This window comes from Dietzia cercidiphylli, from assembly GCF_014145145.1.
Taxonomy (GTDB): Bacteria; Actinomycetota; Actinomycetes; order Mycobacteriales; family Mycobacteriaceae; genus Dietzia; species Dietzia natronolimnaea.
The window spans coordinates 1-10,341 of sequence record NZ_JAALEA010000439.1; the positions used below are offsets into that span (position 1 = coordinate 1).

Below are 10,341 nucleotides of genomic sequence, written 5' to 3' on the forward strand. Positions count from 1 at the left end.
CCGCCTCAGTCAGCGAGAATCACTCGCCTCCGGCGAGCTTGGCACGCAGGGCTGCCAGCTGCTCGTCCGAGGCCAGCGAACCGCCGGTGGTCTCGGCCGGAGCGGCGTCGGCCGCAGCAGCGGGACGCGACGACGGAGCGGACTCAGACGAGTAGTTGGTCGGCGCGGCCTCAGCGGCCTCCGCGGCAGCGGCGCGACCCTTCTCGATCTGACCGGTGTGCATCTTGTGACGACGCTCGGCCTCCGCGTAGCGGTTCTCCCACTCCTCACGCTGCTTCTCGAAGCCCTCGAGCCACTCGTTGGTCTCGGGATCGAAGCCCTCGGGGAAGATGTAGTTCCCGGCCTCGTCGTAGCTGTCGGCCATGCCGTACTTCGACGGGTCGAACTCCTCCGTGTAGTCCTCGTCCGCCTGCTTGAGCGAGAGCGAGATACGACGACGGTCGAGGTCGATGTCGATGACCTTGACCATCGCGTCGTCGTTGACCGTGACGACCTGATCCGGGACCTCGACGTGGCGCTCGGCCAGCTCGGAGATGTGGACGAGGCCCTCGATGCCCTCGTCGACTCGCACGAACGCGCCGAACGGCACGAGCTTGGTGACCTTGCCCGGCACGATCTGACCGATCGCGTGGGTCCGGGCGAAGTGCCGCCACGGATCCTCCTGGGTGGCCTTGAGCGATAGCGAGACACGCTCGCGGTCCAGGTCGACGTCGAGGACCTCGACGGTGACCTCCTGGCCCACCTCGACGACCTCGGACGGGTGATCGATGTGCTTCCAGGACAGCTCGGACACGTGCACGAGACCGTCGACGCCGCCGAGGTCGACGAACGCACCGAAGTTGACGATCGAGGACACGACGCCCTTGCGGACCTGGCCCTTCTGCAGCTGGTGCAGGAACTCGGAGCGGACCGCGGACTGGGTCTGCTCGAGCCATGCACGACGCGAGAGCACGACGTTGTTGCGGTTCTTGTCCAGCTCGATGATCTTGGCCTCGAGCTCCTGCCCCACGTAGGGAAGGAGGTCGCGGACGCGGCGCATCTCCACCAGGGAGGCGGGGAGGAAGCCACGGAGGCCGATGTCGAGGATCAGGCCACCCTTGACGACCTCGATGACGGTGCCCTTGACGGCCTCGTCCTTCTCCTTGAGCTCCTCGATCGTGCCCCAGGCGCGCTCGTACTGGGCGCGCTTCTTGGACAGGATCAGACGGCCGTCCTTGTCCTCCTTGGTCAGGACCAGGGCCTCGACCTCGTCGCCCACCTCGACGACCTCACCGGGGTCGACATCGTGCTTGATGGAAAGTTCGCGCGAGGGGATGACACCCTCGGTCTTGTATCCGATGTCGAGCAGGACCTCGTCGCGGTCGACCTTGACGATCGTGCCCTCGACGATGTCGCCATCGTTGAAGTACTTGATCGTGGCGTCGATGGCGGCGAGGAAATCCTCCGCGGAGCCGATGTCGTTGACGGCTACCTGCGGCGAGGTGGTTTTGGTGGTCATAGGGTGGGGTGCTCCGGAGTGGATAGGAATCGTAGGTGGACAGATGTTCGCGAGCGTGTACGCACGCGACGGTCAACTGTACTCTGCCAGCGTGACGTCCACAAACCCCCCCGACCACGGCGAGTCCGTCCGCGCCTCCCGCACGTGGTGGGACACGGAAGCGGTCGAGTACCACGACGAACACGGGGATTTCCTCGGCGCACACTCCCCCGACGGCGAGTTCGTGTGGTGTCCCGAGGGCCTGCACGAGGGCGACTGGAATCTCCTGGGTGACGTCACGGGCCGCGACGTCCTGGAGATCGGGTGCGGTTCCGCACCGTGCTCCCGGTGGATCGCCGGCCGCGGGGCCCGCGCCGTCGCCGTCGACCTCTCCGCCGGGATGCTCCGCGTGGGCGCCGAGGCCGCGAGCCGGTCGACGGGCCCCGCGGCCGGGGTACCACTGATCCAGGCCGATGCCGGCCGCCTGCCCTTCGCCACCGACAGCTTCGACGTCGCGTTCTCCGCGTTCGGGGCGATCCCCTTCGTGGCGGACACCGCCGGGGTCATGGCGGAGGCCGCACGCGTGCTCCGACCCGGCGGACGGTTCGTCTTCTCCGTCAACCACCCGATGCGGTGGATCTTCCGTGACGATCCGGGCCCCGAGGGACTCGTGGCCGCGTTCCCGTATTTCGACCGCACGCCCTACACCGAGTACGACGAGCAGGGCGACCTCACCTACGTCGAGCACCACCGCACGGCTGGTGACCGGATCCGGGAACTGGTCGGCGCCGGATTCGAGGTGAAGGACCTGATCGAGCCCGAGTGGCCGGAATGGCTGGACCGCGAATGGGGGCAGTGGAGCCCGCTGCGCGGCAGCATCTTCCCCGGCACCGCCATCTTCGTGGCCGCTCTCCCCTGACCCGCGCCCCCTCCTGCCTCACGGCAACAGGATCGGGGCTCCGGCTAGAGGATCTTCGACAGGAAGTCCCTGGTCCGCTGATGGGCGGGCGTCACGAGCACCTCGGACGGACGCCCGGCCTCGACCACGACTCCGTCGTCCATGAAGGCGATCGTGTCGGCGACCTCCCGGGCGAAACCCATCTCGTGGGTGACGACGATCATGGTCATGCCGGCGTCCGCGAGATCCCGCATGACCCCCAGGACCTCACCGACCAGTTCGGGGTCGAGTGCCGACGTGGGCTCGTCGAACAGCATGAGCTTGGGCTCCATCGCCAGCGCGCGGGCGATCGCCACCCGCTGCTGCTGACCACCGGACAGCTGCGCCGGGTAGGCGTCCGCCTTCGCCGAGAGCCCGACCTTCTCCAGCAGTGCCCTGGCCCGCTCGGTGGCCTCCGCCCTCGACTCACCCTTGACCAGCATCGGCGCCTCGATGACGTTCTCCAGGGCGGTGCGGTGCAGGAAGAGGTTGAAGTGCTGGAACACCATCCCGATGTCCCGGCGTTGCCTGGCCGCGTGCCTGGGCGAGATCTCGTAGAGCTTGTCGCCCTTCTCGCGGTACCCCACCAGGTCGCCGTCGACGTACAGCCGACCGGCATCGACACGCTCGAGGTGGTTGATGCACCGGAGGAAGGTGGACTTGCCGGACCCGGACGGGCCGACCAGGCACAGCACCTCTCCGGCGGCCACCTCGATGTCGATGCCCTTGAGCACCCTCAGCGATCCGAAACTCTTGCAGACCTGCTCGGCCCTGACCATCGGAGTCATGGCATCCCTCCCGACTGGTCGGTCCCTCTGGCCGCGGCGAGCCCGGAGGGGGTGAGGCCGTCCGCCTCGGCCAGCGCCCGCAACTGCTTTGCCGTGAGCTGGCGGGTGGCGCCGCGGGAGAACTTCTTCTCGAGGAAGTGCTGGCCCACCATGAGCACGCTGGTGATCACCAGGTACCAGGTGGCCGCGACCAGCAGCAGCGGGATCGGCTGGAAATTGACCCCGGAGATGTCGCGGGCCTGACCGTAGAGCTCGCCGGAGAACGGGATGGCAACGACGAGTGAGGTGGTCTTGAGCATCGAGATCAACTCGTTGCCGGTGGGCGGGATGATCACCCGCATGGCCTGCGGCAGGATCGTCCGGCGCATGGTCTGACCCCACGACATGCCGAGCGCGGTGGAGGCCTCGGCCTGTCCCTCCGGAACGGACGAGATACCCGCCCGCACGATCTCGGCCATGTAGGCGGCCTCGTTCATGGCCAGACCCACCACCGCCAGCCAGAACGCCGAGTACAACACCATCGTGTCGTCGAAGCGGACGATCTGGAAGTCGGTGAAGGGGATGCCGAACTGGACCTGCCGGTACAGCGTGAAGATCAGGCCCCAGAACAGCAGCTGGACGTAGATCGGCGTCCCCCGGAAGATCCACAGGTACACCCAGGCCACGGCCTTGAGCACCGGGTTGCTGCTCATCCGCATCACCGAGAGGATGACCCCCAGGATGACGGCGAGGATCATCGACAGCACCGTCAGCGCGATGGTGTAGAACACCGCCATGCCGAACCGGGTGTCGAACAGGTAGCGGCCGTAGGTGCCCCAGCCGTAGGCCGGGTTGGTCGCGGCGCCCCAGATGAACAGGAACACCAGGACCAGGACGATGGTCGCCGACACCCACCGCCACGGGTGCCGGAGCGGCACCGCCTCGATGGGGTCAGGAGCGTCTCGGGGGGCCGAGGCGCGGTTCTGCGCGGTGCTCACCGACCGGTCACTCAGCCCTTCCGGATCTCGGCGTCGTCGATCAACCCGTCCTCGAGGCCCCAGTTCTGGGCGATCTTCTCGAAGTCACCGGTCTCGATGAGCTTGTCCGCTGCGGCCTCGAGCGCGGCGGCCAGTTCGGACCCCTTGCGCACGGGCCAACCGTAGGGGGCGGAGTCGAAGACGTCCCCGGCCAGCTGCATCTTGCCCTCGGACTGCTTGACGGCGTACGCCGAGATGGGCGAGTCGGCGGACATGGCGTCGACCTTGCCGAGCGCCACGGCGGTGGAGGCCTCGTCCTGGGAATCGAACTGGACCTTCTCGATCGGGGGATTGCCGGCGGCGACGCACGCCTCGCTGCGGGCGGGCACGTCCTCCTGGTCGGAGACCGTGGTGCGCTGGACCGCCACGCTCAGGCCACACGCGTCGTCGGGGTCGACGTCGGTGCCCGCCGCCGATGCCCACTGGATGCCGGCCTCGAAGTAGGTGACGAAGTCGACGGTCTGCAGCCGCTCGTCGTTGACGGTGAACGACGAGGCGCCCATGTCCATGGTGCCGCCCTCGATGGCGGGGATGATCTTCTCGAAGTCGGACTCGCGGAACTCCGCACGCAATCCCATGAGCTGGGCGGCGGCGGTCATCACGTCGATGTCGAAGCCGACGATCTCGCCCCGCTCGTTCTTGAACTCGTTGGGCGCGTACGGCGGGTTGGTGCCGATCACCAGCACGCCCTTCTCGCGGATCTCGGCCGGTACGAGGGCGGCGATCTCGTCGTCCGTCTCGAGCGAGACCTCCTGCCTCGGCTCTCCCGAGTCCTCGGGACCCTCGGTGTTGGTGGTGCAGCCGGTGAGCGCGAGGGCCGCGGTGGCGGTCAGTGCCAGTGCAGCACGGAGGCCGCGCCGTGAGGTGAGGGTCATGTGCGTGCCCTTTCAGGCGTCGGGTAGCCGAATCTGCAATGAACCTAGGGCATACGTCGAGCACCACAAAACGCACCGCCCGCTTTTGGCGTCAGTGGTTACCCACTGGTTACTCAGTGGGCCGCGGAGTCCCAGTCGGGCCCCGTGCCCGTGGAGACGTCCAGCGGGACGTTGAGTTCGATGGCGGAGTACATCCGGTCGACGACGAGCTCGCGGACCTCCTCGAGTTCGCCCTTTGCCACCTCGAGCACCAGTTCGTCATGGACCTGGAGCAACAGACGACTCTGCAGCCCCCGCTCGTCGAGGTCGGCGTCCACCTTGAGCATCGCCGCCTTGATGATGTCCGCGGCGGTGCCCTGGATAGGGGCGTTGAGGGCCGCACGCTCGGCGTTCTCGCGCTTGAGCCGGTTGTCCGAGTTGAGCTCGGGCAGGTAGCGCCGACGACCGAACAGCGTCTCGGTGTAGCCGTCACGTCGGGCCTGGTCCACCACCGCGTGCAGGTAGTCGCGGACTCCCCCGAAGCGGGAGAAGTAGGCGTCCATCTGCTCGCGGGCCTCGGTCTGGCTGATGCCGAGCTGCGCGGCCAAACCGAACGCGCTGAGCCCGTAGGCGAGCCCGTAGCTCATGGCCTTGACCCTGCGCCGGAGCTCGGGGGTGACCTGGTCGATCGGCACCCCGAACGCCCGGGAGCCGACGAAGGAGTGCAGGTCCTCGCCGGTCCGGAACGCCTCGATCAGTCCTTCGTCACCGGACAGGTGCGCCATCACGCGCATCTCGATCTGGCTGTAGTCGGCCGTGAGCAGGCAGTCGTAGCCCTCGCCCACGACGAACGACCTGCGGATCCGTCGGCCGTCCTCGGTGCGGACCGGGATGTTCTGCAGGTTCGGATCGGTGGAGGACAACCGCCCGGTCGCGGCGACCGTCTGGTTGAACGTGGTGTGGATGCGCCCGTCGTCCCCGATGGACTTGATCAGCCCCTCGACGGTGGTGCGCATCTTGGTCGCCTCGCGGTGCAGCAGCAGTGCCTCGAGGAAGGCCCGTCCCGGGGTGTCCCCGGTTTCTTTGGAGAGAAGCTCCTCCAGCGCCTTGGCGTCGGTGGTGTACCCCGTCTTGGTCTTCTTGGTCTTGGGCATGCCCAGGGTGTCGAACAGCACCACCTGGAGCTGCTTGGGCGAACCGAGGTTGATCTGCTCGCCCCCGATCGCGGCGTAGGCCGCCTCTGCCGCGTCACGCCCACGGTCGGCGAACCCGTCGCGGAGGTCGTCCAGGGCCGACGAGTCGACCGCGATTCCGATCGACTCCATCCGCGCGAGCACCGGCACGAGCGGCAGTTCCATATCCGCGAGCAGCTGCGCACCGTGCACCTGCTCCAGCTCCACGTCGAGGCGCTCGGCGAGGTCGATCACGGCCCGGGCGCGGGTCGCCGCCGAGTTGGCCGCCTGCTGCTCGGCCTCGGACTCGTCGACCTCATCCAGCAGCGACAGTTGTTTCTCCGCCGCCTCGGGCTCCGGGAGCTCACGCTGCAGGTGGCGCTGGAACAACTCCGCCAGGCCGTAGCTGCGCTGACCGGGACGGACGAGATAGGCGGCGAGTGCCACATCCAGCGTCACACCGCCCAGGCGGAGGTCCCGGCCCATCAGGGCGTGGGTCGCGGCCTTGGCATCGTGTACCGCCTTCGACACCGCGTCGTCGGCCAACCACGCCTGTAGAGCCTGGTCGTCGGCGGGGCCGATCCGTGCGAGGTCGATATGTCCGGAGGCTCCGCCCGCCGCCGCCACGGTGACCGACTGCGCGTCCCCCGCGCCCGGTCGTGAGGGACCGACGACGACGAGGCCGTGCCGACTCCCGGCCGGCGCGTGGGCCGCCAGCCAGTCCGAGACCTCGCCCGCCCGCAGGACCGCGGCCTGCTCGATCTCGATCTCCGGCACCGGCTCGGGTGCGCCTTCCGGGAGGAACGCGGAGAGGAACCGGTCGCGGGCCTGGGGACCGAACTCCAGCCGGTCGAACAGGGCGTTGACGTCCGCCCGTTCGGGCAGGCGCCTCGTGAGTTCATCGATCTGGACGCCGAGGTCGAGGTCCCGGGTGAGTTCGGTGATACGGCGGTTGAGCTGCACCTGCGGGAGGTGCTCGCGGAAGCTCTCCCCCACCTTGCCCTTGACCTCGTCCGCGTGCGCGATCAGTTCCGACAGGCTGCCGTACTGGACGATCCACTTCGCCGCCGTCTTGTCGCCAACCTTGGGCACACCGGGGAGGTTGTCGGAGGTGTCGCCCCGCAGCGCGGCGACGTCCGGGTACTGAGCGGGGGTCACCCCGTATTTGGCCTCCACCGCCTCGGGGGTGAAGCGGGCGAGCTCCGAGACTCCCTTGACCGGGTAGAGGACGGTCACCGCGTCGGAGACCAGCTGCAGCGCGTCGCGGTCCCCCGTGCAGATGAGTGTGTCGGCCCCTGCCGCCTGGGTGGCCAGGGTCGCGATGATGTCGTCGGCCTCGTGGCCCTCCAGGGACAGGGTGCGGACCCCGAGTGCCGCCAGCGCCTCCTGGATCAGCTCGACCTGTCCCTTGAACTCCTCGGGGGCAGCCGAGCGCGTCGACTTGTACTCCGGGTACTCGGCCGTCCGGTGCAGGGTCGCCCGGGAGACGTCGAACGCCACCGCCAGGTGGGTGGGCTCCTCGGTGGTGACCAGGTTGGCGACCATCGACAGGAATCCGTAGACCGCGTTGGTGTGCTGCCCGGAGGCCGTGGAGAAGTTCTCCGCGGGAAGCGCGTAGAACGCGCGGAAGGCCAGCGAGTGCCCGTCGAGGAGCAACAGACGGGTGGGCCCGTGTGCCTCGGCGGCGTCGGTGGACGCGGTGGTGGCGGCGGAACTGGCTTCGGCGGTCTGGCTCGTGGTGCTCACACGGCCACTCTAGGGCGGGCGTCGGACAGCCGCTCACCGGTCGTCGGTTAGACTTTCCGACCAGCGGCTCGCCGCGTTCGCCCCCGTAGCCCAATTGGCAGAGGCAACGGATTCAAAACCCGTCCAGTGTCGGTTCGAGTCCGACCGGGGGCACTTCCACGCCGCGCAGTCACCACATCTCCACGTAGATAGCGGCTTCACCGCCGGAGGAACCCCTTCCGGATCGGCCTTGAGGTCACCCTGCTGTCGACCGGCGTCGACTTCCCTCTTCGATAGTCAACTCGGCCCGTGCCGCACTCCGGGCGCACCCGAGACCTCTCCTTTCCCGTCGATTGCAGGAACCAGAAGCCCGTGCATATACTTGCTTGCTGCAAGCAATTTAATCAAGACCGGGGAGGTCAGGGTGGCGATTGACGCCGAACAGGGAGGCAAGCTCGTCATGGACCTGTCCCGCGTGGTCAAACTGCTACGCGCGGTCAATGTCTCGGTCCCGCGGTTCCACGAGTCCCTGGAGCAGTCCGCCCACCCCCTGCTGTTCGCCATCCATGACGAACCCGCCCGAGTCACGAACCTGGCAGACCGTCTCCACACCGATATCTCGGTGGTGAGCCGTCAGGTCCGCCACCTCGAGACCCTCGGTCTGGTCGCCAAGGTCCCCGACCCGGATGACGGGCGCGCGAGCGTCGTCACCCTCACGTCCGAGGGAAGCGACCTCGTCACCCGCGTGTTCGCCGGACGGGGCCAGTGGATGGCCGACGTCCTCGCCGACTGGACCCCCGAACAGGCGGCCTCACTCGACGAGGGACTGGAGCGCCTCGCGGAGTCACTGCGCACCGAGCTCGACGCCCTCACGTCCGCCAAGGAGAACTGATGACCGACCGCTCACCCGTCACGACCCAGGCCGGTGAGGACGGCGAGTTCTCTCATCGCCAGATCCTGGTGATCCTCGCCGGCCTCATGTCGGCGATGTTCCTCGCGAGCCTGGACCAGACCATCGTGTCGACCGCCATCCGGACCATCGCCGACGATCTGCAGGGCCTGGACGCGCAGGCGTGGGTGACCACCGCGTACCTCATGACCTCGACCATCTCGACGCCGCTGTACGGCAAGCTCTCGGACATCTACGGGCGCAAACCGTTCTTCGTCATCGGCATCGTGATCTTCGTGTTCGGCTCCCTGCTGTGCACGCTCGCCGACTCGATGTACACGCTCGCGCTGTACCGCGGGATCCAGGGACTGGGCGCCGGCGCCCTGATGTCGCTCTCCCTGGCGATCATCGGCGACATCATCCCGCCGCGCGACCGTGCCAAGTACCAGGGCTACATGCTCGCGGTGTTCGCCTCGTCCTCGGTCATCGGTCCGGTCGTCGGCGGCTTCTTCGCCGGCGTGGAGACGATCTTCGGCATCGACGGCTGGCGCTGGATCTTCCTCATGAACGTCCCCATCGGCGCCATCGCTCTGACCCTGGTGATGATCACCCTCAACGTCAAGAACGTCCGCGTGGACCACCGGGTGGACTGGGCGGGCGCGGCCGCGATCGTCGTCGGGCTGGTGCCGCTCCTGCTGGTGGCCGAACAGGGCAACACCTGGGGCTGGGGCTCACCGGCCGCACTGGCCTGCTACGTCGTGGGCCTGGGCGGGATCGGCCTGTTCCTCATCGTCGAGGCCCGGGCCGGCGACCAGGCTCTCATCCCACTGCGTCTGTTCCGCGACCGCACCTTCGCGATCGTCACCGCCGGCGGGGTGATCGTGGGAATGGCCATGTTCGGCGGGATGATGACCCTGCCTCTGTACATGCAGATCGTGCACGGCGCCGATCCCATGGAATCCGGCCTCATGATGCTGCCGCTGGTGGCGGGCATGATGGGCGCCTCGATCGTGTCGGGCCAGCTCATCTCCAGGACCGGCCGGGTCCGCGAGTTCCCGATCCTCGGCACCGCCATCTCTGCCGTCGGGCTGTTCCTGCTGTGGACCATCGACGCCGACACCTCACTGACCCTGGTCATGGGCTACATGCTGGTGCTGGGAATCGGCCTGGGCAACTGCATGCAGCCGCTGACACTGATCGTGCAGAACGCCGTGAGTCCGCGCGAGATCGGCGTGGCCACCGCGTCCGCCACCTTCTTCCGCCAGCTCGGCGGCACCGCCGGGGTGGCCGTGTTCCTCTCGATCCTCTTCAGCCGGGTCGGCGGCTCCATCACCAGCGAGCTGGAGCTGGCGGGCGCCGACGGCAGCCTCGCCCGCGGGGTGCAGGAGGGCCTGGCCGACCCGGTGCTGCGCGCCGACCCCGAGGCTCTCGGGATCGTGCAGGCCCTCGCCGACCCGGTGTCCGGCGCGGGCGCGCTCGAGAC

The 10,341-nt window shown here is 68.2% G+C and carries 8 protein-coding genes and 1 tRNA gene; 4 read left to right on the forward strand and 5 right to left on the reverse strand.

Going from position 1 to position 10,341, the window contains the following annotated elements:
- Window positions 1-19: 19 nt before the first annotated feature.
- Entirely contained in the window at window positions 20-1,498 is a 1,479-nt protein-coding gene (rpsA, locus tag G6028_RS14930) for a 30S ribosomal protein S1 (RefSeq protein ID WP_182659345.1), read from the reverse strand.
- A 43-nt stretch (window positions 1,499-1,541) separates the two neighbouring features.
- On the opposite strand from rpsA, the gene G6028_RS14935 reads away from it, so the two are divergent.
- Entirely contained in the window at window positions 1,542-2,396 is an 855-nt protein-coding gene (locus tag G6028_RS14935; protein WP_182659346.1) for a class I SAM-dependent methyltransferase, read from the forward strand.
- A 44-nt stretch (window positions 2,397-2,440) separates the two neighbouring features.
- Here the strand turns inward: G6028_RS14935 and G6028_RS14940 are convergent, their stop codons facing one another.
- The 4 genes from G6028_RS14940 to polA form a co-directional block, all read right to left on the reverse strand.
- Window positions 2,441-3,202, reverse strand: coding sequence for an amino acid ABC transporter ATP-binding protein (locus tag G6028_RS14940; protein ID WP_277817618.1), 762 nt, complete (start codon window positions 3,200-3,202; stop codon window positions 2,441-2,443).
- Window positions 3,199-4,179, reverse strand: coding sequence for an amino acid ABC transporter permease (locus G6028_RS14945; protein WP_095717232.1), 981 nt, complete (start codon window positions 4,177-4,179; stop codon window positions 3,199-3,201). The genes G6028_RS14940 and G6028_RS14945 overlap by 4 nt, the downstream gene beginning before the upstream one ends.
- Window positions 4,180-4,190: 11 nt before the next feature.
- Window positions 4,191-5,093: an ABC transporter substrate-binding protein gene (locus G6028_RS14950; RefSeq protein ID WP_179525156.1), complete on the reverse strand. Its 903-nt coding sequence runs from the start codon at window positions 5,091-5,093 to the stop codon at window positions 4,191-4,193.
- Window positions 5,094-5,206: 113 nt separating this feature from the next.
- A complete protein-coding gene (gene polA / locus G6028_RS14955) occupies window positions 5,207-7,990 on the reverse strand; it encodes a DNA polymerase I (protein WP_182659347.1) in 2,784 nt (927 codons plus the stop codon).
- 79 nt (window positions 7,991-8,069) lie between these two features.
- On the opposite strand from polA, the gene G6028_RS14960 reads away from it, so the two are divergent.
- From G6028_RS14960 to G6028_RS14970, 3 genes are all read left to right on the forward strand, one after another.
- Window positions 8,070-8,143, forward strand: a tRNA-Leu gene (locus G6028_RS14960).
- A gap of 250 nt (window positions 8,144-8,393) precedes the next feature.
- A complete protein-coding gene (locus G6028_RS14965) occupies window positions 8,394-8,861 on the forward strand; it encodes a MarR family transcriptional regulator (protein ID WP_182659348.1) in 468 nt (155 codons plus the stop codon).
- The coding region (locus G6028_RS14970; RefSeq protein ID WP_182659349.1) for an MDR family MFS transporter at window positions 8,861-10,341 on the forward strand (1,481 nt) is incomplete at its 3' end. The genes G6028_RS14965 and G6028_RS14970, both read left to right, overlap by 1 nt.